This is a genomic window from Kitasatospora sp. NPDC056800 (genome assembly GCF_042789775.1).
Lineage (GTDB): Bacteria > Actinomycetota > Actinomycetes > Streptomycetales > Streptomycetaceae > Kitasatospora.
The window spans coordinates 21,005-46,129 of sequence record NZ_JBHUAL010000009.1; the positions used below are offsets into that span (position 1 = coordinate 21,005).

At 72.8% G+C, this 25,125-nt stretch carries 21 protein-coding genes; 7 read left to right on the top strand and 14 right to left on the bottom strand.

What is annotated here, in order from left to right:
• Positions 1–104: 104 nt before the first annotated feature.
• The 3 genes from ACFRQN_RS03740 to ACFRQN_RS03750 all read right to left on the bottom strand — a co-directional run bounded on the left by ACFRQN_RS03740 (position 105) and on the right by ACFRQN_RS03750 (position 3,532).
• Positions 105–1,010, bottom strand: a complete 906-nt coding sequence (locus ACFRQN_RS03740) for a sugar ABC transporter permease (RefSeq protein ID WP_049650565.1) — start codon at positions 1,008–1,010, stop codon at positions 105–107.
• Positions 1,011–1,050: 40 nt separating this feature from the next.
• Positions 1,051–2,052: a carbohydrate ABC transporter permease gene (locus ACFRQN_RS03745; RefSeq protein ID WP_049650566.1), complete on the bottom strand. Its 1,002-nt coding sequence runs from the start codon at positions 2,050–2,052 to the stop codon at positions 1,051–1,053.
• Positions 2,053–2,254: 202 nt separating this feature from the next.
• Positions 2,255–3,532, bottom strand: coding sequence for an extracellular solute-binding protein (locus ACFRQN_RS03750; RefSeq protein ID WP_074004381.1), 1,278 nt, complete (start codon positions 3,530–3,532; stop codon positions 2,255–2,257).
• Positions 3,533–3,842: 310 nt separating this feature from the next.
• On the opposite strand from ACFRQN_RS03750, the gene ACFRQN_RS03755 reads away from it, so the two are divergent.
• Complete coding sequence (locus tag ACFRQN_RS03755) at positions 3,843–4,346, top strand: GNAT family N-acetyltransferase (RefSeq protein WP_380737976.1); 504 nt, start codon at positions 3,843–3,845, stop codon at positions 4,344–4,346.
• 74 nt (positions 4,347–4,420) lie between these two features.
• Here ACFRQN_RS03755 and ACFRQN_RS03760 read toward each other — a convergent pair whose 3' ends face one another.
• Positions 4,421–5,488 (bottom strand): aldose epimerase family protein, encoded by a 1,068-nt coding sequence (locus ACFRQN_RS03760; protein ID WP_380737978.1) that lies wholly within the window; start codon positions 5,486–5,488, stop codon positions 4,421–4,423.
• A gap of 244 nt (positions 5,489–5,732) precedes the next feature.
• On the bottom strand, positions 5,733–8,747 hold the full coding sequence (locus ACFRQN_RS03765) for an AAA family ATPase (protein ID WP_079272478.1): 3,015 nt from the start codon (positions 8,745–8,747) through the stop codon (positions 5,733–5,735).
• A 310-nt stretch (positions 8,748–9,057) separates the two neighbouring features.
• Between ACFRQN_RS03765 and ACFRQN_RS03770 the strand changes: the two genes are divergently transcribed.
• The 3 genes from ACFRQN_RS03770 to ACFRQN_RS03780 all read left to right on the top strand — a co-directional run bounded on the left by ACFRQN_RS03770 (position 9,058) and on the right by ACFRQN_RS03780 (position 12,512).
• On the top strand, positions 9,058–10,005 hold the full coding sequence (locus ACFRQN_RS03770; RefSeq protein ID WP_049649515.1) for a hypothetical protein: 948 nt from the start codon (positions 9,058–9,060) through the stop codon (positions 10,003–10,005).
• A gap of 429 nt (positions 10,006–10,434) precedes the next feature.
• On the top strand, positions 10,435–11,958 hold the full coding sequence (locus ACFRQN_RS03775) for an aldehyde dehydrogenase family protein (protein ID WP_049649514.1): 1,524 nt from the start codon (positions 10,435–10,437) through the stop codon (positions 11,956–11,958).
• 230 nt (positions 11,959–12,188) lie between these two features.
• Positions 12,189–12,512 (top strand): hypothetical protein, encoded by a 324-nt coding sequence (locus ACFRQN_RS03780; RefSeq protein ID WP_049649513.1) that lies wholly within the window; start codon positions 12,189–12,191, stop codon positions 12,510–12,512.
• A 78-nt stretch (positions 12,513–12,590) separates the two neighbouring features.
• On the opposite strand, the gene ACFRQN_RS03785 is transcribed toward ACFRQN_RS03780, so the two are convergent.
• Positions 12,591–13,850 carry a serine hydrolase domain-containing protein gene (locus ACFRQN_RS03785; protein WP_380737981.1) on the bottom strand — a complete coding sequence of 420 codons (1,260 nt, stop codon included), beginning with the start codon at positions 13,848–13,850 and terminating at the stop codon, positions 12,591–12,593.
• Positions 13,851–13,936: 86 nt separating this feature from the next.
• Here ACFRQN_RS03785 and ACFRQN_RS03790 point away from each other — a divergent pair, with 86 nt between their 5' ends.
• The 3 genes from ACFRQN_RS03790 to ACFRQN_RS03800 all read left to right on the top strand — a co-directional run bounded on the left by ACFRQN_RS03790 (position 13,937) and on the right by ACFRQN_RS03800 (position 17,577).
• Positions 13,937–14,446 (top strand): NUDIX hydrolase, encoded by a 510-nt coding sequence (locus ACFRQN_RS03790; protein ID WP_380737983.1) that lies wholly within the window; start codon positions 13,937–13,939, stop codon positions 14,444–14,446.
• A 131-nt stretch (positions 14,447–14,577) separates the two neighbouring features.
• Positions 14,578–15,420, top strand: coding sequence for a TetR/AcrR family transcriptional regulator (locus ACFRQN_RS03795; RefSeq protein ID WP_375876293.1), 843 nt, complete (start codon positions 14,578–14,580; stop codon positions 15,418–15,420).
• Positions 15,421–15,672: 252 nt separating this feature from the next.
• Complete coding sequence (locus tag ACFRQN_RS03800; protein WP_380737986.1) at positions 15,673–17,577, top strand: hypothetical protein; 1,905 nt, start codon at positions 15,673–15,675, stop codon at positions 17,575–17,577.
• A gap of 147 nt (positions 17,578–17,724) precedes the next feature.
• Here the strand turns inward: ACFRQN_RS03800 and ACFRQN_RS03805 are convergent, their stop codons facing one another.
• From ACFRQN_RS03805 to ACFRQN_RS03840, 8 genes are all read right to left on the bottom strand, one after another.
• On the bottom strand, positions 17,725–18,738 hold the full coding sequence (locus ACFRQN_RS03805) for a TetR/AcrR family transcriptional regulator C-terminal domain-containing protein (protein ID WP_380737988.1): 1,014 nt from the start codon (positions 18,736–18,738) through the stop codon (positions 17,725–17,727).
• A 155-nt stretch (positions 18,739–18,893) separates the two neighbouring features.
• Positions 18,894–19,604 (bottom strand): spermidine synthase, encoded by a 711-nt coding sequence (locus ACFRQN_RS03810; RefSeq protein WP_117492522.1) that lies wholly within the window; start codon positions 19,602–19,604, stop codon positions 18,894–18,896.
• A gap of 102 nt (positions 19,605–19,706) precedes the next feature.
• Positions 19,707–20,849 carry a YeiH family protein gene (locus tag ACFRQN_RS03815; protein WP_380738015.1) on the bottom strand — a complete coding sequence of 381 codons (1,143 nt, stop codon included), beginning with the start codon at positions 20,847–20,849 and terminating at the stop codon, positions 19,707–19,709.
• Between the two features lie 58 nt (positions 20,850–20,907).
• A complete protein-coding gene (locus ACFRQN_RS03820) occupies positions 20,908–21,489 on the bottom strand; it encodes a cysteine dioxygenase family protein (RefSeq protein WP_074004375.1) in 582 nt (193 codons plus the stop codon).
• A 123-nt stretch (positions 21,490–21,612) separates the two neighbouring features.
• Positions 21,613–22,518, bottom strand: a complete 906-nt coding sequence (locus tag ACFRQN_RS03825; protein WP_049649505.1) for a LysR family transcriptional regulator — start codon at positions 22,516–22,518, stop codon at positions 21,613–21,615.
• A 167-nt stretch (positions 22,519–22,685) separates the two neighbouring features.
• On the bottom strand, positions 22,686–23,555 hold the full coding sequence (locus tag ACFRQN_RS03830; protein ID WP_074004374.1) for an amino acid ABC transporter permease: 870 nt from the start codon (positions 23,553–23,555) through the stop codon (positions 22,686–22,688).
• On the bottom strand, positions 23,552–24,196 hold the full coding sequence (locus ACFRQN_RS03835) for an amino acid ABC transporter permease (protein ID WP_074004373.1): 645 nt from the start codon (positions 24,194–24,196) through the stop codon (positions 23,552–23,554). The genes ACFRQN_RS03830 and ACFRQN_RS03835 overlap by 4 nt, the downstream gene beginning before the upstream one ends.
• Before the next feature lie 12 nt (positions 24,197–24,208).
• The gene (locus ACFRQN_RS03840; RefSeq protein ID WP_117492530.1) at positions 24,209–25,111 is read right to left on the bottom strand and encodes a glutamate ABC transporter substrate-binding protein; all 903 of its coding nucleotides are present in this window, start codon (positions 25,109–25,111) and stop codon (positions 24,209–24,211) included.
• Positions 25,112–25,125 lie beyond the last annotated feature (14 nt).

Below are 25,125 nucleotides of genomic sequence, written 5' to 3' on the forward strand. Positions count from 1 at the left end.
TCCCTTGGGGACTAGAGGAGCGGAAGGCGCCGGGACGTGGAGGCGCGTGACGACGTGGTCGGGAACGGCGGCGTGCGGGTGGTGCGTGACGACGCGGTGGCGCGCTACGACTTGGAGGCGCCGGCGGTCAGACCGGTGACCAGGTGGCGCTGCACCAGGTAGAAGAAGGCCGCGGACGGGATCGCGATCAGCACGGCGGTCGCGGCCATCAGGTTCCACTGGGCGTCGTGCTCGCTGACGAAGGTCTGCAGGCCCACGGCCAGCGTGTACTTGTCGGAGCTGAGCATGAACGTGGAGGCGAACGGCACCTCGGCCCAGTAGGTGAGGAACGAGTAGAAGGCCGCCACCGCCAGGCCCGGGCGGGCGAGCGGCAGCACCAGCCGCCAGAAGGTGCCGAACGGGCTGAGCCCGTCGACCCGGCCGGCCTCGTCGATCTCCACCGGGATGGTGTCGAAGTAGCCCTTCAGCAGCCAGGCGCAGTACGGCACGGTGGTGGTCGAGTAGACCAGGATCAGGCCGGTGTAGCTGTCCAGCAGGCCGAGTTCGGAGAGCATCGTGTACATCGGCACGATCAGCACCGCGATCGGGAACATCTGGGTGACCAGCAGCGACCACATCAGCGGCTTGTGCCCGGGGAACTTCATCCGGGAGACGGCGTAGCCGGTGGTGGCGGCGAGCATCACGCCGAACACGGTGGTGACCCCGGAGACCAGCAGGGCGTTGCCGAACCAGGTGAAGAAGTCGGTGTCGGACAGCACGTGCTGGTAGTTCGACAGCGTCAGCTTGTCGAGGATCTGGCCGGGGTGGAGGTAGTCGGTCTTGTCCGGGCCGAGCGAGACGAACAGGATCCACGCGACCGGGAACAGCGCGATCAGGCCGGCCAGGATCAGGGTGCCGTGGGACAGCGCCCGGGCCAGCGGGCTGCGCTCGCCGCGGCGGCGGACCTTGGCGGGCCGGGCCGCCGGGGCCGGGGCCGCCGCACGGGCCGGGAGTTCGGTGGTGGTGCTCATCGGGGGTACCTGCCTTCGTGGGTCAACTGGGTCCGGGGCCTCAGCCGTTGGCCTGCTCGTTGCGGGCGAGCCAGCGCCGGTAGAAGGCGGTGAAGACGATCAGGATGGACAGCAGGATCACGCCGTAGGCGGCGGACTGCGCGTAGTCCCGCGGGATCTGGCCGAAGCCGAGGCGGTACGCCCAGGTGACCAGCAGCTGGGCGTCGGGGGCGCCGGTGCCGAACAGCAGGAAGATCACGTTGAACTGGTTGAACGTCCAGATCACGCCGAGCAGCACGACCGTGGAGGAGACGGAGCGCAGCCCGGGCAGGGTGACGTACCGGAAGCGCTGCCAGGCGGTGGCGCCGTCCATCTCGGCGGCCTCGTACAGCTCGGCCGGGATCGACTGGAGGCCGCCGAGCAGCGAGATCATCATGAACGGCACGCCGGCCCAGGTGTTCACCATGATCGCGGCCGCCTTCTGCGCCCACGGCTCGGTGAGCCAGCCCGGCTCGGGCAGGTGCAGGAAGGAGAGGATGCTGTTGACGACGCCGCCGTCGGCGAGCATCAGCCGCCAGGAGAAGACGGTGACGAAGGTCGGTACGGCCCACGGCAGGATGAGCAGCATCCGGTAGGCGGCGCGGCCGCGCAGCTTCTGGTTGAGCAGCAGCGCGAGGCCGAGCCCGAGGGTGTAGTGCAGGAAGACGCAGACGGCCGTCCAGGCGATGGTCCAGACGAAGTGCGACCAGAAGCGGTCGTACGAGCCCGGGCCCCACAGGATGTCGGCGTAGTTGTGGAAGCCGACGAACTGGTAGGTCGCCGGGATCTCGTTGACGCCGATCTTGCGCGCCATGTTGAGGCTGTTGGCGTCGGTGAGGGTGAGCCAGATGCCCTCGGCGAGCGGGTAGAGCACCAGCACGCCGAGCACCAGCACGACCGGGGCGATCATCGCGTAGGCGTACCAGTGCTTGGCGTAGGAGCGCTTGACGCGTTCCAGCAGGCCCGGACGCTGCTCGCGCTCCCGGCTGCCCTTGCCGGTGGCGCCCTGCACGGCGACTGACATCGTTTGCACCTTCTCGGGGGGATTCTCGGGGGGAGCCGACGGCCCGGCCCTCCGGGGGGCGACAGGTGAGGGGCGGCGCCGAACGGCGGACGGCGAACAACTGACAGATGATGAAATCTGTTCTCTGTTATTCGTTCGCCGTCACGCGCTCGGCCGCTCCTCGTCCGCTGTCACCCGTCGACCGGCGGGCCGGGCACAGGGACTACTTGGCGAAGCCCGGCAGGAGCTTGGCGTAGTCGGTGGAGACGGTGTTCAGCGCGTCCTGGGTGCTCGTACCCTGGACGGCCTTGCCCAGGTTGGTGCTCAGCGAGGCGAACAGCGAGCTGTACTCGGGCAGTTCGGGGCGCGGCTTGGCGCTGCTCAGCACGGCCTGGAAGCCGGCGATGCCCGGGTCGGCCTTGACGTCGGCGGTGAAGGCGTCGGAGCGGGTCGGCAGGGTGGAGTTCTTCTGCGCGATGAACGCCTGGCTCTCGGCCGAGGTCATGAAGGCGGCGAACTTCTCCGCGGCGGCCTTGTGGGCCTTGTCGGCACCCGCGTACACGGCGATGTTGTGACCACCGGTGGGAGCGGCGGCCTTGCCGCTGGAGCCGGCCGGGACGGCCGCGATGCCGAGGTTGTTCTTGTCGGCGAAGGCCGAGCCCTTGTAGATGTTGGTGATCTCCCAGGGGCCCTGGACGATCGCCGCGACCTTGCCGCTGTTGAAGGCGTCCATCATGTGGGCGTAGGCGTCGGTGGTGACGTCGGCCTTGACGGTGCCGGGCGAGGTGAACATCGTCTTGTAGGTCTCGACGGCCTTGACGGCCTCCGGCGAGGCGACGCTGATCTTCTTGCCGGCGGCGTCGACGGTGTCGGTGCCCTCGCCGTACAGGAACGGCATCGCGTAGTAGCCGTCCGCGGCCTTCAGCCAGAAGCCGTCCACGCCGGCCTTCTCCTTGACGGCGGCGGCGTCGGTCTTCAGCTCGTCCCAGGTCTTCGGCGCCTCGGTGATGCCGGCCTTGGTGAACAGCTCCTTGTTGTAGAGCAGGCCGAGCGTGTCGGTCACCAGCGGAACGCCGTACAGCTTGCCCTCGTACTTGGCCTGCTGGATCAGGCTCGGCTGGAAGGCGGAGGTGTCGGCGGCGGCCGGGGTGCCGTCCAGCGGCTCCAGGAAGCCGGCCTTGGCGAAGGCGGCGGTCCAGCCGACCTCGGAGCGGAACACGTCCGGAGCACCCTTGGCCCCCATGGCGGTCTGCAGCTTGTTCTGCGCCTGGTCGAACGGCACGTTGACGAAGTCGACCTTGACGGTCGGGTTCGCAGCCTCGAACTTCTTGACGAGCTCCTGGTAGTTCGGCGCCTCGTTGGTGGCGTTCGACGTGTCCCAGTACGTGAGGGTGACCGGCCCGTCGGCCTTGCCGTCGGAGCTGGAGCCGCTGCTGCCACAGGCAGCCATCGAGACCGCGAGGGCCACAACGAGGGCAGAGGCCGCGATGCCACGCCGCATGAGAACTCCTAGGGAGGGTGGGGGTGCCCGAGATGTTCCGAGACAGGCGCATAATGGCTGCCTCGTGCCGACCGCACCGTTGCTGCCGTCGGGCTCGGGAAGGAAGTTAACAGCGGCGCAAGAGGGACGGAAAGTCCTTGCAGCAAGTTTCTGCAAGAAACCGCGATCGTTACGCCCGCGTGTCCTGGACGTAGCCACTCGGTAGTTGACGGCGGCACCGATTGCCCCGTTTCGACCGATTCACCCCTCCGTGGGCTGGCCGACGGAACCACCGTGCGTGGCCGGAAACGCTCTGCAGCAGACTGGACGCATGCGAATCAGAGCCGTCACCAGGGACGAACTTCCGCTGCTCGCCGAGCTGGAGCGGGCCGCCGGCGCACCCTTCGCCTCGATCGGCATGCCGGAGATCGCCGAGGACGAACCCCCCGCACCCGAGGAGCTGGCGCACTACCTGGAGCGGGGCGTCGCCCTGCTCGCCGAGGCCCCCGACGGAACCGTCGCCGCCTACCTGCTGGCCGAGCCGGTGGACGGCGCCCTCCACATCGAACAGGTATCCGTGCACCCCGACCACGCCCGCCGCGGCATCGGCCGGGCGCTGATCGAGCACCTCGCCGAAACCGCCGACGCCCCGGCGCTCACCCTCACCACCTTCACCGAGGTCCCCTGGAACGCCCCCTACTACGCCCGCTGCGGCTTCCGGCCGCTGGCCGAGGAGGAACTCACGCCGGGCCTGCGGGAGATCCGCCGCAAGGAGGCCGAGCACGGCCTCGACCGCTGGCCCCGGCTCTGCATGCGCCGGGACCTGCGGCCGTAGCGCCGGCCCCGGCCGGCCGGTCCTCCTGATCAGCCCTGCCGGTCGGTCCCAGCCGTCAGCCCTTCCCACCGGTCCTACTGGTGGGTCCCCAGCCGGAGCACGGTGGTCGAGCGGAACTCCTCCCCCGGCCGCAGCTCCGTGCTGGGGAACGCCGGGTGGTGCGGGGAGTCCGGGAAGTGCTGGGTCTCCAGGGCGATCCCGGCGAACGGCCCGTACGGGACGCCGCTCGCGCCGGTGACCGCGCCCTGGAACTTGTTCGCCGTGTAGACCTGGATGCCCGGCTCGGTGGTCAGCACCTCCAGGGTGCGGCCGCTGACCGGGTCCTCCAGCAGCGCGGCCCGCGCCGGGGCCCCGTCCGCGGGACGGGCGCGCAGCACCCAGTTGTGGTCGTAGCCGCCGGGCCCGGCCAGCTGGGGGTGCTCGTCGTGCACCGACTTGCCGATCGGCGTGGCCGCCGTGAAGTCGAACGGCGTGCCGGCCACCGGCTCGGTCCGACCGTACGGGATCTGCCGCTCGTCGGCCGGGGTGAACGCGTCGGCGTCCAGGGTGAGCAGGTGGCCCAGGACGTCGCCGCTGCCTTCACCCGCGAGGTTGAAGTACGCGTGGTTGGTCAGGTTGACGACGGTCGGCTTGCTGGTGACGGCACGGTAGGCGATCACCAGCTCGCCGGAGGCGTCCAGGGTGTACGTGACGGTGACGTCCAACGCGCCGGGGAAGCCCTGGTCCCCGTCCGGGCTGTGCAGCGCCAGCCGCACCCCGCCCTCGACCGGTTCGGCCGCCCACATCCGGTGCGCGAAGCCGTCCGGACCGCCGTGGATGGTCATGCCGCCGCCGGTCGGAGCGAGCTGGTGCTCCTCGCCGTCGATGGTGACCGACGAACGGTCGATCCGGTTGGCGTACCGGCCCACCACCGTGCCGTAGTGCCGGGCCGGGCCGAGGATCTCGGACAACCGGTCGGTGGCCAGCAGCAGTTGGGCGGAGCGGCCGGAGCGGTCCGGTGCGCTCAGGGTGTGCAGGGTCGCCCCGAGGGTGAGCACGCTCGCCTCGTACGGGCCGGCCGTGAGCGTCCAGCGCTCGATCGCGGCACCCGCACCCGAAGGGTCCAGGGGTTCCTGCCGCACGCTGGTGGCCTCGCTCGCCATTGGCCTGCTCCTCACTGGCGGCGGGCGTTGCACCGCGGCCGCCCGGTTCCGGGTCCGTCGAGGGGGCGCCGCGGCAGCCCCGTGTCCGTCAGCCTAGCGACGGCGGCGGCAGCGGGGGCGCTTCCACCAGCCCACGCGCCGCCCCGCGCGCCGCCGTCCACCATCCGCACGCCGTGCGCCGGACCCGACCGCCGGGCGCTGACCGCCGCGCCCGGCACCGGCCCGGCACCCGCCCCTCGCCCGCCTAGTCGTTCAGGTCCCCCAGCCGCCCCAGGTCCCGCTGCTGCGGCGGCAGCCCGAGCGCCGAGGCCAGGCCGTCCGGCCCGCTGCCCGCCTTGCGGTAGACCGCCGCCAGCCGCCGGTTGACGATTCCGATCGGCACCCCGAGCTCGTCGGCGATCCGCTGCGGCGGCACGCCCTGCACGGCCCGCTTGGCGACCTCCCACTCCGAGCTGCTGAGCGTCTCCAGGGTGTCCCGGAAGTCGCGCAGCCCCACCCGGTTGGGCCGCAGGCCGTAGTTGGCGAGCTCCTGCCGCGCCCGGTCGACCAGCCCCTCCGCCGAGCAGTGCTGGGCCAGCTCGATGCCCTGGTACAGGCACTCCTGGGCGTCGTCCAGCCGACCGACCCGGCGCAGCGCGGCCCCGAGGTCGACCAGCGCAACGGCGTGCTCGTAGCCGGCCGGGGACTGCCCGAGGTACGCCACGGCCTCCTCCAGCAGCTCGACCGCCTGTCGGCCGTGCTCGATCCGCGCGTACAGCCGCAGCGCGCTGCCGATCGCCGAGGCGGTGCCGAAGGCCCGCGCGTCATGGACCGCCTTCTGGGCGTACTCCCGGGCACGCTCGGGCTCGTCGCCCGCGATCGCGATGGCGAGGTGGCCGGCCCAGGGCGCCCAGACGGTGTTGCGCCAGCCGCGGATCTCCAGCTGGGAGCCGGCCTCGGTGAGCGCGGCGGCCGCGCCCGCGTTGCGGGTCTTGGCGACCAGCAGCTTGCCGTACAACGAGGCTGCGTCCGGCAGCACCATGGCGGTCGCGTGGTACGGCGGGTGGAAGCCGGAGTCGTTGGCCAGCTGCCAGGCCTCATCGATCCGGCCGCGGGCGAGCAGGGTGTCGACCAGCACGCCGACCGCGTCCCAGGCCAGCGGCAGCATGTCCCCGATCCGCTCGGAGATGCGGTGCGCCCGGCGCAGGAAGTCCTCGGCCTCGGCGAGCAGGCCGCGGCGGAACCGGGCCAGGCCCATCAGGAAGTAGGCGAAGCCCCGGTGGGCGCCGCTCCAACCGGCCACCTCGAACTGGATGATGGCGTCCGCGGCCAGCCGTTCGGCCTGGGCGATGCGGTCGTTGTAGATGTACGTGAGGCAGAGCATCGAGGGCAGTTCGAAGCCCCAGGTGGTGTCGGTCCACCCGAGGCCCTTGGGCAGCCGTCCGCCGTCGAGGACCTCGTCGGCGAGCGCGAGCGCCTCCGCGGACGGGGCGCCGCGCAGGGTGAGGTCCCAGGCGCGCATGGCGAGTACGGCCCGGGCGGAGGCCTCCTTGCCGTTCAGGCTCCGGCACATCTCGCCGAGCCGGGCGGAGCGGCCCGGGCCGTCCTCCTCGGACTTGCGGAAGGCGTGCCACATGAACGAGGCGGCCTGGAGCCGCTGACGGCCGGCCGGGTCGACGGTCTGCTCGGCCTCGCGCTGGCAGACCAGGGCGGCCTCGCCCAGCTCACCGGCGTGGGCGAGCACCTCGGAGAGCCGGAAGGTGGCGTCCACGCGCAGTTCGGGCCGCAGCGGCAGCTCGTCGGGGTCGAGGGCCAGCTTGAGCTGGTTGACGGTGGCGACGGGGTCGGTGAGCAGTGCGGAGCAGCCGAGTTCGTACATCACCTCGGCCTTGATCTCGTCGGCGGGCGGCTCGTTGAGCGCGCGGTGCAGACAGCGCTGGGCGGCCTCGGGGGCGCCGATCAGCTGGTGTTCGATGGCGGCGCGGCGCAGCTTCTTGACGATCCGGTCGTCGCCCTCGCCGGAGTGGGTCTCGACCAGGTGGCGGGAGGCGGCGAGCAGGCCGAGTCCGGCGTTCTCGATCTCGGCGGCGGCGATGCCGTGCATGCCGAGGCGGGTGGCGTCCGGCATGGTGTTGTAGATGGAGCTGGCGATCAGCGGGTGGACGAACTCCAGGTTCCCGTTGGGGGTCTGGGTCAGCACGCGCTGCTTGCGCAGCTGCTTGATGGACTCGCGGGCGCCCTCGGTGCTCTGGGTAGAGATCCGGGTGGCGAGGTCCACCCGGATGTCGGTGCCCAGCATCGCGCAGGCCCAGGCGTACCGCAGGGTGCTGGCGCCGAGCCGGTCCAGCCAGCTCTTGAGGGTCATCCCGGTGGCGTCGACGGCGAGTTCGCGCAGCTGCCGGGAGTTCTCCTCGACCGGTTCGAGCTCCTGGTCGCGGACCTGGTCGAGCAGGGCGATGACCTCGAACGGGTTGCCGTTGACGACGTTCCAGAACTCGTAGCAGAAGGCCTCCTCGGCCTTGTCGCCGAGTTCGGCACGGATCATGTCGGTGACCGAGCTGAGGTTGAGGCGGTTGAGCTCGTGCCTGCGCGCCTTGAGTCCGAGGACGGCCCGGCGGAATTCCTGGGTCTCGGTGGGCCAGTCGCTCTCGTCCTCCCGGAAGGCGAAGACGAGCAGGACGGGAAGTTCACTCGATCGGATGGCGAACTTGGTCAGCCAGGAGAGTGACTCCCCGTCCGCCCAGTGCAGGTCGTCGACGATCATCACCATCGGCGCCCGGCGCGGCGCGAGCTGGGTGAGGACGTAGTCGAGGCCGTCGCGCACGCCCTGCGGGTCGAGGCGGCGGGCGCCGGCCTTGGGCTGCTTGAGGCCCATGGCCGGTCCGACGACCTCCTCCCAGGTGCCCATGACCTGGGCGAACACGTCCGGCGGCAGGTCACTGAGCACGGGCTGGAGCAGCTGCCGCAGCACGTGGTACGGATCCTTGAACTGCCGTTCTCCGCCTCGGGCGAAGAGCACGGTGGCGCCGTCGCGGAGCTTGGCGAGCCGCCGGACCTCGTGCAGCAGACTGGTCTTTCCGATGCCGGGGCGGCCGGAGAAGGTGAGCAGGTCACCGATCTCCGTGCCACCTGCGGCGAAGCCGCGGCAGAGCTGGTCCACGGCGGCCTCCACCGAGCGCAGTTCGGAGTCGCGGTCGTGCAGCCGGACCCGGGGCGCGGTGCCGTCGCCCTCGTGGGCGGAACCAGCACCCGCCCGAATTGCGTTCTCCTGCTCGGTCACCGTCGTGCCTCCGCCTCGCCCGCTCGCGTCACAGCTCCATCACTGCGTGCAGCCGAGGTTAGCGCCGCGCGGCCGTTCCCGTGGGGCATTCGTGCAGGCTGGGGCGGACGGTGAGGGTTCGGGCGGCTTGTCAAGGGCAACTGCCCTATATCCCTAACGTCCGATCATTGCATCAGATACCCTACGGCCTTCGAGGTTCGGATGATCTTGCGGAACCCACCCCCACCGCCCGCGCCTCGCCGCGTCAACTCCCCCCACCATCAGCGCTCGAACAAAAAGCGCCCCCAACCTCCGCTGCACCGGGAGTCCGATGTCTGACGACACCTCACTTCAGATTCCGTTCCCGCACCGCCGCAGTCCGCACGGCCCGCGCGCCACCGCACTGCACCGGGACTGGCTCATCCGCCACCCCCTGCTACCCGACGCCGACCACCCCGGCTACGCCCACTGGGAAGTGGTGGACCTCGCCGCGCTCGGCTACCCGGACGCCGGTCCGGACGAACTCGCCCTGGCCGCCGACCTGATGGGCTTCTACTTCCTCTTCGACGACCAGTTCGACGGCCCGCTCGGCCGCCGCCCCGCCGAAGTCGCCCCGATCTGCGAACGGCTGATCGCCGTCCTGCACGGTGCCCGCCCCGACCAGGACTCCCCGGTCGAGACCGCGTTCGCCGACCTGTGGGACCGCAGCGTCCAGGGCATGCCGGCCCGCTGGCAGGCCCGCGCCGCCTACAACTGGGAGTACTACCTGGCCAGTCACCCGGCCGAGGCGGCCGGCCGGATCTCCACCCGGCCGCCGGACCGCGACGGCTACCTGGAGCTCCGACGGGGCACCGCGGCCATGGAGACCATCTTCGACATGGTCGAACGCCTGGGCCAGTTCGAGGTCCCGGCCGCCGTCCTGCACCACCCGGTGCTGCGCCAACTCCGCCAGCTGGCCGCCGACATACCGTCCCTCAGCAACGACGTGCGCTCCTACCCCCTGGAGGCGCCGCGCGGGGACGTGAACAACCTGGTCATGATCGTCCAGCGGGAGCGGTGCTGCTCGGCCGAGGAGGCCTGCGCGGCGGTCATCGCCGAGGCCCAGCTGATGGTCGACCGCTGCGCCGAGCTGCGCGACCGACTGCCGGACGTCCACCGCGAGTTGGGCCTCTCCCGGATCGAACGCGTGATCGCCGAGCGGTACGCGGACGGACTGCTGACCTGGCTGGCCGGCTACCTCAGCTGGGAGGCCCGCACCGGGCGGTACCACGCGGTCTGACCGGGCGCCCGCCCCGAACCGCCCGACGGGCGTACGGCGGCCCGCCCCGGGAGCGCCGTCCGGGCCACGCGGCGGCGTGCGGCGGCACGCCGCGGGAACGCGGCCGGAACGCGCGCCCCGCAGCGATCCGGTTCCGGGCGCCCGAGGTGATCCGCTCCGGGGCGCCCCTGGTGATCGGCTCCGGACTCCCGTCGGCACGCCCCCGGGAGCGGCCGGCGGACACACCCTCCGTACGGGCCCGGCGTACGGACCGTAGCCGCGCCGGGCGCCGGGCGGTTATCGTGCTCGACGGCGGGCGCCCGGCGGGGCGCCGGTCCGATGGCGTGTCCCACCCCTCCCGCCGGACCGCCCCCTGACCGGGCGGTCCGGCGTGCCGCCCGCGGCCCGAGCCGCGCCGACGGCACCCGACGCAGCGAGGAGACACCGAGCATGACGGTCTACCAGCCCCCCGGCACCCCCGGCAGCATCGTCGCCTACCGCTCCCGGTACGAGCACTGGATCGGCGGCGACTGGACGCCCCCGGTGCGCGGCGAGTACTTCGGCAACCCGACCCCGGTCACCGGCGAGGTGTTCACCGAGGTCGCCCGGGGCACCGCCGAGGACATCGAGGCCGCCCTGGACGCGGCCCACGCCGCCGCCCCGGCCTGGGGCCGCACCTCGGCCGCCGAGCGCGCGCAGGTGCTGCTGCGGGTCGCCGACCGGATGGAGGCGAACCTGGAGCGGCTGGCCGTCGCGGAGAGCTGGGAGAACGGCAAGCCGGTGCGCGAGACGCTGGCCGCCGACCTCCCGCTCGCCGTCGACCACCTGCGCTACTTCGCCGGTGCGCTGCGGGCCCAGGAGGGCAGCCTCTCCCAGCTGGACGAGGACACCGTGGCGTACCACTTCCACGAGCCGCTGGGCGTGGTCGGCCAGATCATCCCGTGGAACTTCCCGATCCTGATGGCGATCTGGAAGCTCGCCCCGGCCCTCGCGGCCGGCAACGCGGTGGTGCTCAAGCCCGCCGAGCAGACCCCGGCCTCGGTGCTGCTGCTCGCCGAGCTGACCGCCGACCTGCTGCCGCCCGGCGTGCTCAACATCGTCACCGGCTTCGGCGAGGAGGCCGGCGCCCCGCTCGCCGCCAGTCCCCGGGTCCGCAAGGTCGCCTTCACCGGCGAGACCACCACCGGCCGGCTGATCGCCCGCTCGGCGGCCGACAACCTGATCCCGGTCACGCTGGAGCTCGGCGGCAAGAGCCCGAACGTGTTCTTCGCGGACGTCGCCGCCGCCTCGGACGCCTTCTACGACAAGGCCGTCGAGGGCTTCGCGATGTTCGCCCTCAACCAGGGCGAGGTCTGCACCTGCCCCAGCCGCGCGCTGATCGACTCCGCGATCTACGAGCGGCTGCTCGCCGACGGCCTGGAGCGGGTCCGGGCGATGCGCCAGGGCGACCCGCTGGACACCGAGACCCAGGTCGGCGCCCAGGCCAGTGTCGAACAGCTGAAGAAGATCCTCTCCTACTTCGAGATCGGCCAGGAGGAGGGCGCCAAGCTCCTGGCGGGCGGCGAGCGGGCCGACCTCGGCGGTGCGCTGGCCGGCGGGTACTACGTCACGCCGACGGTCTTCGAGGGCGACAACTCGATGCGGGTCTTCCAGGAGGAGATCTTCGGACCGGTCGTCTCGGTCACCCGCTTCGATGGCTTCGACCACGCCGTCGCCCTCGCCAACGACACCCAGTACGGGCTCGGCGCGGGCGTCTGGACCCGCAGCCTCAACACCGCCCACCGGGCCGGACGCGCCATCCAGGCGGGCCGGGTCTGGACGAACTGCTACCACGCCTACCCGGCCCACGCGGCCTTCGGCGGCTACAAGAACTCCGGCATCGGGCGGGAGAACCACAAGGCGCTGCTGGAGCACTACCAGCAGACCAAGAACCTGCTGGTCAGCTACTCCCCCGACGCGGTCGGCTTCTTCTAGGAAGTCGGCTTCCTCCAGGGAGCGGAGCGGCAAAGCGGAGCGGGAGGCCCACCGGGGCCTCCCGCTCCTCGCCACTCCCCGTGGCGGGCTCCGGGGCGATTCGCCTGTTCCGGGGATCAAAGCACATGAATGCGCCCAATTCACCGACGCGCCGCCGACATGCCCGGACGGCCCGCGCGAAAGCCGTAGACAGGACTCCCCGTACCCCAACCCCGATCCGGGAGTCCCGCGTGACCATCGCCCCCACGAAACTCAGCGACCCCGCCGTCCGCGCCTTCGTCACCGCGGTCAACGCGGGCGACCGCGAGGCCTTCTTCGCGCTGCTCGCCGCGGACGCGACCATGTCCGACGACGGGTCCGAGCGCGACCTGGCGGACTGGGTCGACCGGGAGATCTTCGGCCCGAACGGCCGGATGGCCGTCCAGACCGAGTCGCACGGCGGCCACGCGCTGGTCGCCGAGTTCACCAACGAGACCTGGGGCACGATGCGCACCGCGTGGCGCTTCACCGTCGACGGCGGGAAGATCCGCCGCTTCGAGACCGGCCAGGCCTGAAGCGACCGGCCTGGCCCGGGGCCACCAGCCAGGCCTGGGACTACCGGCCGGGCCCGGGGCTACAGGCTGACCCCGGGGCTACCGGTCCAGCCCCAGGCACCCCCGCACCGCGCGGATCAGGTTCCGCGAGCGGACGTCCCCGGTGACACCCGGCTGCATGCCGTTGGTGACGTAGCCGAAGCCCAGCCCCAGGTCGGGGTCGGCGAAGCCGAGCGAGCCGCCCCGGCCCGGGTGGCCGAAGCTCGCCGGGGAGGCCATCGGCGCGGTCGGACCGTGCCGCCAGAAGCCCAGGCCGAAGGTGGAGTTGACGATCAGCACCCGGTCCGGCCCGCTCACCGCCGGCCCGACCGCGCGTACCAGCACCTCGGGGCCGAGCAGCGGCGGCAGCAGCGCGCCGGAGCCGTCCGCACGGTCGGCCGCACCGATCAGCGCCGCGTAGAACCGGGCCAGCGACCGGGCGGTGCCGATGCCGCCGGCCCCGGGGATCTCGGCGGCCTGCACCGCCGGGTCGTTGAGGTCCACGCCGGGGCGCACCGAGGCGAAGGAGCGGGCGGTCAGCGAGGCCGGGTCCTGGTAGGCGTCCCGGACGGACTGCTTGGGCCGCAGCCGCAGCCCGCTCGGACCGGTCCGCGCCGCCTCCGGGGCCGGCAGGTCGACCAGCTTGCCGACCCGGGGCGCGGCGCCGGCCGGCAGCCCGATCCACAGGTCCAGCCCGAGCGGCCGGGCGACCTCCTCGGCGAAGTACTGGCCTATGGTCCGGCCGCTCACCCGGCGCACCACCTCGCCGACCAGCCAGCCGAAGGTGTACGGGTGGTAGCCGTGCGCGGTGCCGGGTTCCCAGGCGGGCTCCTGCGCGGCGACGGCGGCGGCCGCGCGCTCCCAGGTGAGCACGTCCTCCAGCCGCAGCGGCACGTCCAGCGCGGGCACCCCGGCCTGGTGCGAGAGCAGCTGGCGCACCGGGACCCGGCCCTTGCCGGCCGCCGCGAACTCCGGCCAGTACGAGGCCGCCGGAGCGTCCAGGTCGAGCAGGCCGCGCTCGACCAGCAGCAGCGCGGCGGTCGCGGTGAGGCCCTTGGTGACCGAGCGCAGCACCTGGGCGGTGTCCGCCGTCCACGGCACCGCGGGCGCCGGCCGGCCGCCGACCTCCGGCCGGGCGTCGCCGCCCCACAGGTCGACCACCTTGCGGCCGCGCACGTACAGCGCGAAGGCCGCGCCGAGCTCGCCGTAGTCGGCGAAGTTCCGTGCGAAGGCCTCCCGTACGGGCTCGAACCCCTCGGCCGTCTCGCCCCAGATCTCCACCACCGCGTGCCGTCCTCGACCAGTTCCGCTGCTTCTCATGCCATGTGCGCTCGTTTTCGATCTCCTTCGATCCTTCTTCAATCGAATTCGTTCGAACCGAGCCCCGAAACCCTAACCTGTCCCCCATGACCAACCCTGCCGAGGAACTGCTGGACATCGTCGACGAGCACGACCGCGTGATCGGGACCGCCCTGCGCGGCGAGGTGTACCGGCGCGGGCTCACCCACCGCTGCGTCTTCATCCTGGTCCGCGACCCGGCCGGACGGATCTTCGTCCACCGCCGCACCGACACCAAGCTGTTCGCCCCTGGCGCGTACGACATGTTCGTCGGCGGCGTGGTCGGCTCCGGCGAGACCTACGCCGAGGCCGCCGTCCGCGAGACCGAGGAGGAACTCGGCGTCCACGGCGTCACCCCGCGGCCCCTGTTCAAGTTCCTCTTCGAACAGGACCGGCTCTCCTGGTGGTGCGACATGTACGAGGCGGAGTGGGACGGCCCGGTCTCCCCCCAGGAGTCCGAGGTCGCCTGGCACGCCTGGCTCACCCCCGCCGAACTCGCCGACCGCCTCACCTGCGACACCTTCGTCCCCGACGGCCTGGAGGCCTACCGCCGCTACCTGGAGCTCCGGTCCGCCTAGCGCCGCCGCAGCCTCGGAGCCGACGGTTCGCGGTGCGGGGCGGCGTGCCGGCTTCGGAGACGGCGTGCGGGCCGACGGGCGGCGCGCCCCAGACTCCACCGGAGGGCCCGCGACGAACTAGGGTGGCGCGCATGGCCTCCCGTACGCCGTCTCCGACGGCCGACCACGCAGCACGGACCTCCGCATCCGCCGGGGCGGCGGGCGGGCGGCCGCGTCGGCGGCTGAGCGTGGACGAGCGGCGGGAGCAGCTGATCGCCGTGGCGCTGGAGCTGTTCAGCCGCCGACCGCCGGAAGAGGTGTCGATCGACGACATCGCCGCCGCCGCGGGCGCCTCCCGGCCGCTGGTCTACCACTACTTCCCCGGCAAGCAGGCGCTGTACGAGGAGTCGCTGCGGCGGGCCGGGCAGGAGCTGTCGGCGCGGTTCGAGGAGCCCATGGAGGGGCCGCTGTCGGAGCGGCTGCACCGGGTGATGGGCCGCTACCTGGACTTCGTGCAGAGCCACGGCCCGGGCTTCGCCGCCCTGCTGCGCGGCGGGTCGGTGGCGGCCAGCGCGGGCACCTCGGCGGTGATCGACGACGTGCGCCGGGCGGCGCAGGAGCAGATCCTGGCCCACCTGGCGATCCCCGCGCCGAGCGTCGGGCTGCGGCTGACCGTCCGGGCCTGGATCGCCAACGCCGAGATCACCTCGCTGGAGTGGCTGTCCGAGCGCTCGGTGCCGCTGGCGGAGCTCCAGCTGCACCTGGTTCAGGAGTTCGTCGCGGCGCTCACCCTCACCGCCGCCCGCGAGCCGGCGCTCGCCGCCGAACTGGCCTCCTTCTTCGCCGACGAGCGCCCCGACGGCCCGACCGGGCGCCTGGTGCGGGACCTCGCGGGGCTGTTCGCCGTGCCGGGGATCGTCGAGGCGGTCACCGCGCTCGCGGCCGGCACCCCCGACGACGGGTCCGCGCAGGCCACCGGGGCCGCCGCCGAGTGACCCGCGCGGTCGGCGGATCGACGACCGGGGCCGGCGGAGCGGTAACCGTGCCCGGCGGAGCGGTAACCGGGGTCGGCGCCGGACTCGTCACCGCGCGCCGACCGTCCAAGTGATCATCGGGTGATCCTGCGGTTCGGTCAGGACAGTGGGCTCTGATAGGAATGAGCAGGGATCTGACGGCGCGCCGCCGCGCCGGGGCCGGTCCCACCCGAACCACCGACAGCAGACGGAGCAGAGCGGGGGGCTCACCAGGTGACCCAGGACGTCCAGTTCAGCGTGGAGGCCAATCCCTTCGCGGCAGCGGAGCAGGTCTGCGCGACCCTCGGCACCCTCACCGACGCCCTCTTCGACCAACACACCTCGCGCCACCCGGCGGCCTCGCTGAGCGCCCTGCGGACGGCCGAACACCCCGCCGCCGAGGCGCTGTTCGCCCTGCCGCTGGCCCCCAACGGCCCGGTGCACACCGCCCTCGACCGGCTCGGCACGGTGACCACCGCGGGCACCGGACGGCCGGGCACCGGCGCGCGGCTCACCGACCGGGTGGTCACCGCGCTCCAGGCCCGGTACGGCGGCGGCGCGGTGCGCGGTGCCATCGCCGACCGGGGCACCACCTCGGCCGCGCTGTTCCAGCTCCCGGTCACCGGCGAGTTCGCCGACGCCAAGCTGCGTCCGCCGTTCGCCCCCGCGCTGGCCGCGCTGGCGGCCGGGCAGCAGACCCGCCAGCCGGTCGAACTGCCCACCGGCGCGGGCGCCGAGGTCCGGCTGGTCGTACCGCCCGGCTTCCACTCGCTGACCTCCCCGGGCGGCCCGCCCGGCGTCTCCGCCCGTACGGTGCCCCCGCTGCCCGACGGCGCGGACCGGACCGGCGGCAGCGCGACCGGTGGGAGTGCGAGCGGTGGGAGCGCCCCGGCCACCGTGGCGGCCGCCGATGAGCTGGCCCGGCACCTGGCCGAGGTCGCCGAGGAGCTGTTCAGCTCGACCGGTCCGGAGCCGCGGCGCGACTTCGCGGTGATCTCCGCCACCCTGGCCGACCTGATCCGCGACGCGGGCGTCGTGTACGCCGGCGTCTGCGCGCTGGAGCTGGACGACCGCGCCTCGGACGCCGCCCTGGTCGTCTCGCTCGCCCGGCACCCGCTGCCGATCACCGCGCTCGCCACCGAGCTGGCCACCGTCCGGCGGCACGCCGAGGTGTGGACCGTGCTGCTGCCGGCCGGACCGGCCGCCGTCCTGGTCGAGGGCCGGACCGTCCCGGTACCCGGACCGCTGGCCACCGACGGACAGCGGCGCTGGGTGGTCACCTCGGCCGTCCAGGCCTTCGTGCCGCTGCCGGACGGCGGGACGGTGCTGTGCGCCCAGCTGTCCACGGCACGGCCGAAGGACTGGGAGCTGTACACGGAGGCGTTCGCGGAGCTGCTGAAGAGCATCCAGTTCGGCTGGGACGGCGTACCGGTCCCGGGCGCCGCGACCGCCGTCCCGGCCGCCGCGGTGAGCAGCGTTCCGACCCCGGCGCCCGCTCCCGCCCCGACCCCGTCGCCTGCCGCCACCATCGAGGAGGCGCCGGCGGAGGCGCCGGAGGAGAGGCCGGTGCACCTGCGCGGCACACCGGTACGGGTGCCTCCCGCGGACTTCAACCCCTTCGCGCCGGTCGCGGAGACCCCGGAGGTCCCCGCCGCCGGTGGGGACCAGGCGGCACCGGACGCCGAGGGCGGACCGAAGGGCACCCCGGTGATGGTCCCGCCGCCGGACTTCAACCCCTTCGCCATGGGGGGCATCCCGGACGTGTCGGGCGACGCGCCCGCCACCCGGCCCGCCGGGGCGGCTCCGGTCGCCGATCCGTTCGGCACCACGGTCGCGGCCGAGCAGAAGGCCGACCCGTTCGGCACGACTCTCCCCTCCCAGGGCCCGGCCGTCCCGCCGCCGCCCTCGACCCCGCCCGTCATCCCGGCCCAGGCACCGCCCGCCGCGGCCGCGGCGGAGCGGAGTTCGGGGCAGGGCGGGGACGCGGAGGAGCCGGCTTCGGGCAAGGGCACGCCGGTGATGGTCCCGCCACCGGACTTCAACCCCTTCGCCATCGGGGGCCTCCCGGACCTGTCGACTCCCGAGCCGGAGCCGGCGGAGGAGGCGGACGCCGAGCCGCAGAACCGCCCGTTCGGCTGAGCCGGAGGCGAGGGAAGCCGCTGCGCGCCGTCACCGCGAACGGGTGACGGCCGTCAACGGACAGCTGACGACTGACGGCTGACAGGTAACAACCGACAGATAACAGCTGACAGATTTCAGCGAACGAAATCTGAAATCTGTTACCTGTCAGCTGTTCGCCGCCCCCGGCCCCCGCCGCTCGATCATCAGACCGACCCCGTCCAGCATCCGCGCCATCCCGAACTCGAACAGCGCCTCCAGGCCCAGGTCGATCTCCGGCCCCCGGTTCATCGCGTCGAACATCGGGAACCGCTCCGGATCCGCCATCAGCCGGGCGTGCTCCTCACCCTCCACCCGGTCCATCCACTCCTCCGCGGACAGCCCGCTGTCCTGCTCGGCCTGCGCCTCCCGCTCGAAGTGGACGGCCAGCCCGCACACGAACGCCGCCAGGGCGACGGCCGCCTGGGCCATCTCCTCGCCGCTCAGACCCCGCCCCGCCAGGGCGGCCATCGACCGCTCGGTGTGCACTGCGGCGTCCGGCGCCAGCACGGACCGGGTGAAGGACATCGTGGAGGCCAGCCACGGGTGACGCCGGTAGATCCGCCACTGCAGCCGGGCGACCGTCTCCAACCCCTCCCGCCAGTCCTCCGCCGGCGGCTCGGGCAGCGGCTGTTCCCCGAACGCCACGTCCGTCATGAGCCGCAACAGCTCGTCCTTGCCGGGCACATGACGGTAGAGCGACATCGTCGCGACGCCCAGATCGGTCGCGACCCGGCGCATCGACAGCGCCGCCAGCCCCTCCTCGTCGGCCACCCGGACGGCCGTCGCGACGATCCGCTCCCGGGTGAGCTCACCCTCGCCGCCCGATCTCACCCGCCGCTCCGCGGTCGGCTCCGCCACCGGCCGCGCTTCCCGCGCCGGTTCCCGCCGCGGCTCCCGGGCCCGGACCTCCTCCGGAGCCGCCTTCCCGGCCACCACCGTGCCCACCCCAGGAACGGCCCGTACGAGCCCTTCCTCCCGGAGGCGGTTCAGCACCTTGGTCGCCGTGGCCATCGCGACGCCCCACTCCTGGGTGATCCGCCGGGTCGACGGCACCCGCGCCCCCGGCGCCAACTCCCCTGCCGCGATGCGACGTCGGAGCTCGGCCGCGATCCGCTCCGAGGGACTCCCGCTCTCAGCCACCCGATCCCACCATCAACCTGCCGTTCAACAGCCGTGGCGCCGACAGCAGTTGACGCACCGGGCGCCAACCACCGGCCGCCACAGCCGGGTTCACCCGCGATCCGGTCGCACCCGGCCCGATCCGCGTCCGCCCTCAGCCGGCCCTCGGCGCGCCCTCAACCCGCCCGCCGGGCCAGGTGCACCACGTCCGGCACCCCCCGGGCGACCGGGATCTCGTGCGTCACCACGTCCGAGAACCCCACCGCCCGCAGCGCCTCCTCGAAGGCCGGCGAAGGCTGCGCGCTCCACACCGCCAGCACCCCGCCCGTCCGCAGCCGGTGCCACAGCACCGCGAGCCCGTCCGCGCCGTACAGCCCGTCGTTGGACTCGGTGACGGTCCAGTCCGGCCCGTTGTCGATGTCCAGGCACAGCGCGTCGTAGCGCTCGCCGTCCGCCGCCGCGAGGTACTCCAACAGGTCGGTGTGGAGTACCTCGACCCGCGCGTCCTCCAGCGCACCGTCGGAGAAGGCGCCGAGCGGGCCGGTCCGGTGCCAGTCGATGATCGCGGTCTCCCGCTCGACGATGGCGATCCGCCCCCAGCGCGGCTCGGCCGCCGCGTACGCCAGCGAGAAGCCGACCCCGAGGCCCCCGATCAGCACCGACGGCCGCTCGACCGGGCCGCCCGTGCGGTCCAGCTCGTCCAGCGCCGCCTGGATCAGCAGCCGCTCCGAGCGCCCGTCGGCGGTGTCCATCAGGAAGCAGCCGTTGGCGATGATCTCGAAGTCCCGACCGCGTTGCCGGAGCACCACCTCGCCGTACGGACCCTCCCGCCGGTCGAGGGTGACGACGGCCTCGTGGCCGTCGCGTTCGGGCAGTGCGGTGGTCATCCGTCCCCCTTGGTGGACTCGGGCGAACTCGGCTGCGGTGCCGCCCCCGTACGGACGGGGCGGGCACCTGCCCGACAATAGCCGAGTCCGCACCCGGGTCCGTCAGGTCGTGACCAGCACCCCCACGTAGGAGACGCCCGCGACGACCACCCAGGACCCGAGTCCGAGCAGGGCGATCCGCCCGCCGGTGCGGGCCATGGTCGGCAGGTGCACCGCACTGCCCAGGCCGAACAGCGCGGCGGCCAGCAGCAGCCCCTGGGCGTCCGCGGCCAGGTCGAGCGCCCGCTCGGGCAGCACCCCGGTGGTCCGCAGGACGATCATCGCGAGGAACCCGGCCACGAACAGCGGCACGATCGGCGGACGGCTGCCGGTCTTCACCGACTTCTCAGCCGGCTTCGCGCTCGACTTATCGCCCGACACTGCGCTCGCCGCGCCCGCCGCGCCCTCCTCACCCGCCCCGCCCGCCGCTGAGGCCCCCACCGGAGCGCCCACCGGCGCCCCGACCGGAACCTCCGCCAAGGCCGCCACCCGCGCCGCCCGCAGGTTCCGCCGCACCGCCACGGCCACCCCCGCGACCAGCGGCGCCAGCAGCACCACACGCATCAGCTTGACCAGCACCGCCTCCCGCAGCGCCCCGGCCCCGCCGGTCTGCGCGGTGGCGACCACCTGCCCGACGTCGTGCACGCTCGCCCCGACCCAGCGCCCGAACTCCAGCTCGCCGAGCCCGAGCGGGTGCTGGAGCAGCGGCAGCACGGCGATCGCCAGCGTCCCGCAGAGGGTCACCAGCGCCACCGAGGCCGCGACGTCCTCCTCCTCGCTGCCCGCCGCCTGGCTGACCGCGCCGATCGCCGAGGCCCCGCAGATCGAGTACCCGGTGGCGACCAGCAGCGGCTGGTCCCCGGGCAGGCCGAGCCGCCGGCCCAGCCAGAGCGTGCCCGCGAAGGTGGCCGCGACCACCGCGAGCACCATGGCGACGGTGGCCCAGCCGAGGCCGAGCACGTCGTCCAGGCTGAGCTTGAGCCCGAGCAGGACGATCCCGAGCCGCATCAGCCGCTTCCCGGCCGTGGACAGCCCCGGCCGGGCGATCCCGCGGACCACCGGGCGCAGCCCGGGCAGGTGGGCCACCAGCATGCCGAGCAGGACGGCGGCGGTGAGTTCGGGCACGGCCGGCACCAGCGCGTGGATGCCCAGCGCGGCGGCCACTCCGAGGGCCGCGAGCAGCAGCCCGGGGGCGTCCCCGCGCATCGGGGGCAGCGAGCGGGTGCCGGCGGTGCGGTGCCTGAGGGTCAGTGCCACGCCGCCCTCACTGCTGCCGGTCGGCGGGCAGCCGGTAGACCCGCCGGATGCTGGTGCCGAGCCGCGAGACGTCCGCGCCGTAGACGTGGATGGAGATCGCCGTGCTGCTACAGGAGTTGCGCACCAGGTGGATGTCGCCGGGCGGGGCGAAGGCGGCCACGGTGCCGGCCGGGCCGGCCACGTGCTCGGTCTCGACCAGCCGGGAGGTGGGGCCGTCGGAGACCAGCCGGTAGCGGGTCTCGCTCTCCTGGCCCTGGTGGACGCCGGCCACGCACCAGGAGACGTGGTCGTGGATCGGGGTCTGCTGCCCGGGCAGCCAGACCAGGGCGACGACGGAGAAGCTGCCGTCCCCCTCGGCGTGCAGGACGTGCTGGCGGTAGCGCTGCGGGTCGCCCTCGCGCTGGGCGGGGGTGAGCAGCGCGTCGGGCCCGTCCGGGTCGGCGTGCAGGTGCGGGGCGAGGCGCTCGCCGACCAGGTAGGCGGTGAGCTCCGGCGGGAGCCCGCGGTCCACGACGGCGCGGATCTCACTGATCAGCGCGGTCATCCGCTCGGTGAGCCGGTCGCTGCCGACCGTGGCTGAGGGTGTCATCCCAGCAGGTTCGAACCTATGGACCCATCACGTCCAAGGAGGGTTTGTAAGCAATCTCCCCATCAACGCTTATAGGTCGCGGATGGCAGTCCTTGCTCGTCGGTCATGTCGGCCACCGACGGGTCAGCACCCGACCCGGCTCGCCGCCGCCTGCCGCAGGTGGTCCAGCACCAGCCCGGTGGCCGGGATCCGCCGGTGCTCGCGCAGCACGTACGCGCTCACCTGCCGCCGCAGGTGCGGCTCGACGGCCCGTCCGGTGACCTTGCGGTGGCACATGAACGAGAGCACCAGCGCCGGCATCAGCGCGATCCCGACCCCGGCGGCGACGAGCGACTGCACCGCGAGGTTGTCGTCGGTGGAGAAGACGATGTCCGGTGCGAAGCCCTCCTCCGCACAGACGTGCAGCAGGTTGGCCCGGCAGCGCGGACAGCCGGCGATCCAGCGTTCGCCGCCGAGGTCGGCCAGCCGTACGGCGTGCCGGCGGCCGAGCGGGTGCCCGACCGGCAGCAGCACCGTGAGCAGGTCCTCCATCAGCGGGATCTCGTCCACGCCCTCCGGCACCTCGGCCGCTGCGCCGGGGTACCGGAACGCCAGCGCGATGTCGCACTCCCCGCGCAGCAGCCGCTGGACGGAGTCCGGCGGCTCGGCCTCCAGCAGCTCGACCCGCACACCGGGGTGCTCGGCCAGCAGCCGGGCCATCGCCTGGGGTATCAGGGTGGCGTTGGCGCTGGGGAAGGCGCAGACCCGCACCCGACCGGCGCGCAGCCGGGCCAGCGCGGCGAGCTGCTGCTGGGCGGCGGACATGCTGCCGAGGATCAGCTCGGCGTGCCGGGAGAGCGCCTCGCCCGCCTCGGTGAGCCGCAATCCGCGCCCGGCCCGGGTGAAGAGCGGGACGCCGACGGTGCGTTCGAGCGCCTTCATCTGCTGGGTGATGGCGGGCTGGGTGTAGCCCAGTTCGCGGGCGGCGGCCGAGTAGGAGCCGGCCCGGACGACCTCGTGGAACGTCCTGATGTGCCGCGAATCGAACACCGGCTCCATGGTCCCTCCCGCCCTCTCGTCCACCGTCGGCAGCCCCGTTCCGGCCGCGCTCCGGTCGTCCACGGGCCGCGCCCGGGCGCCCGAGAATCATAAGAGGAATTTGGAGGTACCGACCCCAACCCCACCCGTACCTATGGTTCAGCCCCGAACCGGCCTTCTCACAACTGCGCCGACGGAGGCAGCCCCACCGGCACCCCGGCCTTGGCCACCGGTGCCCCGCCCCGCGCGCTCGGACTGCGCCGGCTGCGTCGCTCCACGAAGCGGGCGAGCCAGGAGAGCAGCAGACACATGCCGATGTAGATCGGCGCGATCACCATCACCACCGGGATGAACGGCAGGTCGTAGTCCAGGTTGGTGGCGATCAGCTTGCCCGCGTGCAGGAACTCCTCGAAGGTGATCAGGAAGCCCAGCGAGGTGTCCTTGAGCGCGACCACCAGCTGACTGATGATGGCCGGCAGCATCGCCCGGTTGGCCTGCGGCACCAGGACGTACGTCATCACCTGGGTCTTGCGCATCCCCAGCGCGAACGCCGCCTCCCGCTGCCCCTTGGGCACCGCGAGCACGCCGGCCCGGAACACCTCGGCCAGCACCGAGCCGTTGTAGAGCACCAGCCCGGCCACCAGCGCCCAGAGCGGCTGCACCTTGAGCGCGACGAAGACGAAGAAGATCATCACCAGCACCGGCATGGCCCGGAAGAACTCCACCACCAGCGTGGCGAGCCAGCGCACCACCCGGTGGTCGGAGAGCCGCCCGGCCGCGAACAGCGCGCCGAACGGCAGCGCGAACAGCACCGTCCAGCCGAAGGCCTGCAAGGTGTTGCCGAGCCCGCGCAGCAGCAGCTCCTGCACGCCCCGGTACTCGAAGGGCTGCCACTTGGCGTACGTGAACTGGTGGGTGTGGAAGAGCATGTAGACCACCCAGCCGATCAGCGCCGCGATCAGCAGCAGCGCGATCCCGCCGTACAGCCGGTGCCGGGAGAGCGCCTTCGGGCCGGGGATGTCGTACAGCGCCGAGGATTCGACCGTCATCGGGACACCGCCACTCGTCGTTCCAGCAGGTTGAAGACGGCGCTGATGGCCAGGGTGATGATCAGGTAGCCGACGGCGATCCAGACGAAGGTCCAGATGATGCTGTAGCCCAGCTCGTTGATGGTCCGGTAGGTGCCCAGCAGCTCGGTGACGCTGAACGAGCCGGCGATCGCCGTGTTCTTCGCCAGCGCGATCATCACACTGCCGAGCGGCGCCACCACCGAGCGGTACGCCTGCGGCAGCACCACCAGGCTCATCGTCTGCCCGAAGTTCATGCCGAGGCTACGGGCCGCCTCGCCCTGCCCGGTCGGCACCGTGTTGATGCCCGACCGCATCGACTCGCAGACGAAGGCCGAGGTGTAGCAGCCCAGCGCGAGCACCGCGAAGGTGTAGAAGGGCAGGGTGATGTCGAACCGGGGCAGGCCCAGCACCACGATGAAGAACAGCAGGGTCAGCGGCGTGTTGCGCAGCACCGTCACCCACAGCGTCCCGAACACCCGCAGCGGTTTCACCGGCGAGACCCGGAAGCCCGCGATCAGCACGCCCAGCACCAGCGACAGCACGGCGCTCACCGCGAACAGCGAGAGCGTGCCGAGGAACCCGTCCCAGTAGGTCGACCAGTTGTCGGTCAGCGTTTTCACGGCGCGGCCCTCTCAGTACCGGTCGATCTGCGGCGGGTTCGGCGCCGGCTCCCCGGAGAGGCCGAGGGTCGCCTCGAACGCCCTCCTCCAGTCGCCGTTCTGCATGTGGTGCTCCAGAGCGTCGTTGATCGCGCCGCGCAGCACGGTGTCGTTCTTCGGCACCCCGATGCCGTACGGCTCGGTCGAGAACAGCGGGCCGACCACCTTGAGCTCGTCCGGCACCTTGGCCGCGTAGCCGAGCAGGATCGCGTTGTCCGTGGTCACCGCGTCGACCTGGTTGGTGATCAGGTTGTCCACGCAGGCCGAGTAGGTGTCGTAGCCGATCAGCTTGGCCTTCGGGTACTGCGACTGGATGCGCTGGTACGGCGTCGAGCCGGCCGCCGAGCAGACCTTCTTGCCGTCCAGGTCCTGCGGGCCGTGGATGGTGGTGTTGTTCTTGCGCACCAGCAGCGACTGCCCGGCGATGAAGTACGGGCCGGCGAAGCCGACCAGCTTCTTCCGGTTGTCGTTGATGGTGTAGGTGCCGACGTAGTAGTCCACCTGGCCGTTCTGCAGGGCGGTCTCGCGGTTGGCCGAGGCGATCGTCTTGAACTGGATCCGGTCCGGCGGGAAGCCCAACGAGGCGCCGACCATCTTGGCGATCTCGATGTCGAAGCCGGAGTACACGCCGGTGGCCGGGTTCTTCTGGCCCAGGTACGGCTGGTCCTCCTTGGCGCCGACCACCAGGTGGCCCCGGCCGCGGGCGGCGTCCAGGGTCGGCGAGCCGGTGATCGCGGAGGCGTCCTGCACCTGGTAGCTGGGCAGGGCGCTGGGCTGCGGGCCCTTGGGCGGCGGGGTGCCGGGCTTGCCGCAACCCGCCACCAGCGCGGTGAACAGCAGGGCGGCGGCGAGCACGCGCCGCCCCGCCCGCGCCACGGGCCTTCCCACAG

Bases quoted from the DNA above. Each gene is read 5' to 3' on its own strand.
- ACFRQN_RS03740 (WP_049650565.1), bottom strand. From the start codon at position 1,010: ATGAGCACCACCACCGAACTCCCGGCCCGTGCGGCGGCCCCGGCCCCG.
- ACFRQN_RS03745 (WP_049650566.1), bottom strand. From the start codon at position 2,052: ATGTCAGTCGCCGTGCAGGGCGCCACCGGCAAGGGCAGCCGGGAGCGC.
- ACFRQN_RS03750 (WP_074004381.1), bottom strand. From the start codon at position 3,532: ATGCGGCGTGGCATCGCGGCCTCTGCCCTCGTTGTGGCCCTCGCGGTC.
- ACFRQN_RS03755 (WP_380737976.1), top strand. From the start codon at position 3,843: ATGCGAATCAGAGCCGTCACCAGGGACGAACTTCCGCTGCTCGCCGAG.
- ACFRQN_RS03760 (WP_380737978.1), bottom strand. From the start codon at position 5,488: ATGGCGAGCGAGGCCACCAGCGTGCGGCAGGAACCCCTGGACCCTTCG.
- ACFRQN_RS03770 (WP_049649515.1), top strand. From the start codon at position 9,058: ATGTCTGACGACACCTCACTTCAGATTCCGTTCCCGCACCGCCGCAGT.
- ACFRQN_RS03775 (WP_049649514.1), top strand. From the start codon at position 10,435: ATGACGGTCTACCAGCCCCCCGGCACCCCCGGCAGCATCGTCGCCTAC.
- ACFRQN_RS03785 (WP_380737981.1), bottom strand. From the start codon at position 13,850: ATGAGAAGCAGCGGAACTGGTCGAGGACGGCACGCGGTGGTGGAGATC.
- ACFRQN_RS03790 (WP_380737983.1), top strand. From the start codon at position 13,937: ATGACCAACCCTGCCGAGGAACTGCTGGACATCGTCGACGAGCACGAC.
- ACFRQN_RS03795 (WP_375876293.1), top strand. From the start codon at position 14,578: ATGGCCTCCCGTACGCCGTCTCCGACGGCCGACCACGCAGCACGGACC.
- ACFRQN_RS03810 (WP_117492522.1), bottom strand. From the start codon at position 19,604: ATGACCACCGCACTGCCCGAACGCGACGGCCACGAGGCCGTCGTCACC.
- ACFRQN_RS03815 (WP_380738015.1), bottom strand. From the start codon at position 20,849: ATGCGCGGGGACGCCCCCGGGCTGCTGCTCGCGGCCCTCGGAGTGGCC.
- ACFRQN_RS03820 (WP_074004375.1), bottom strand. From the start codon at position 21,489: ATGACACCCTCAGCCACGGTCGGCAGCGACCGGCTCACCGAGCGGATG.
- ACFRQN_RS03830 (WP_074004374.1), bottom strand. From the start codon at position 23,555: ATGACGGTCGAATCCTCGGCGCTGTACGACATCCCCGGCCCGAAGGCG.